We start from the raw sequence: 1085 nt of genomic DNA on the forward strand, positions 1-1085 counted from the left end.
CATGCGGTAGTGAGCTCAAGAATGGATTTCTTTATTTCATTACAGAAGTTTCTTCGTGCGTACCAGAGAGCCTCCTGCCGCTGCAACAGCTAGCGTTGCTACTAGCGCGGGAAAATACACATCCTGTGTGAGTAAAAAATCATGTACAAAGATTGCGATGCTAAAGCAGAGTCCAATCCACATTGTGAATAAACCAAACCGGCGTATTCCCCGTTGCTGAGCTTTTCGATCTAATCTTTGTCTCTCTGGAAGGAGAACAAGCAGCAAGGCACCAATGACTGCGATTCCAATACTCAAAGGAAGTTGGCGAAAAAACGCGAAAACACATGTTAGTGCTGACACTATTATGCCGAGTTCTATTCGAGTGACGTGCATGATCTCTTTTCCAAAATTAAGCACTTGCTTTTAGCACTGGCTGCCCACAAGAGCGAAGAAAGCATCGACTCCATAAGCCCAAATAGCGGCGGCTAGTGCTGCCCCTGCAGGTCCCTCGGCTGCGATTATTCCCGCTGCTGCTGTCCAACCGACATGATGAATTATTCCTACTGCCCAAAGTAGCATCGCACAAGGCACCGAGGACCAATTAAAATATGGAGTAACAACAGGTTTTCCCTGTTCCGAATTTCCTCGCGTATTTGGAATCTTAAATGTTTGTTCATTGTTGTTTTCATCGATTACGGTCGCTGTGCCTGCAGCTTTATCAACCGTGACTTGATATTGATGATCTGGGGTCGATACTTGGAATTGACTTCCTGAAAGCCTTTGAATCTTAGAGCCTTCGGAAAATAAAGTATCTTCAGAATTCTTGGGCACAGATTGATGCTTTGACTGAGCTGTCATAGGAGCCGGTGTCGCGTGAGCCTCTACGCCGGTAAAACTAAGGAGTGCGGCAACCAAAAACGCCACGGTTTTTCTCATTGTTTTCCTTTCTAAAGGTGGTGTCCACAAACATTTTTGATGTTAGATCTAGTTAGGAAAAATAAGAAGAGAGCAAACTTACAATGTGATAATGAACTAAATTCTGAAGTGCCCCAGGTTTTTGTTCCGTTTGAGTAGATGGGAAAATCTGGAACATGCCAAGGAAA

1 protein-coding gene is annotated in these 1085 nt (G+C 44.4%); it reads right to left on the bottom strand.

What is annotated here, in order from left to right:
• Window positions 1-405: 405 nt before the first annotated feature.
• On the bottom strand, window positions 406-918 hold the full coding sequence (locus CHU71_RS12670) for a hypothetical protein (RefSeq protein WP_147761269.1): 513 nt from the start codon (window positions 916-918) through the stop codon (window positions 406-408).
• Window positions 919-1085 lie beyond the last annotated feature (167 nt).

This window comes from Corynebacterium sp. LK14 (assembly GCF_008042215.1).
GTDB classification, from domain to species: domain Bacteria; phylum Actinomycetota; class Actinomycetes; order Mycobacteriales; family Mycobacteriaceae; genus Corynebacterium; species Corynebacterium striatum.

Coding starts and splice junctions, on each gene's coding strand:
- CHU71_RS12670 (WP_147761269.1), bottom strand. CDS start 918: ATGAGAAAAACCGTGGCGTTTTTGGTTGCCGCACTCCTTAGTTTTACC.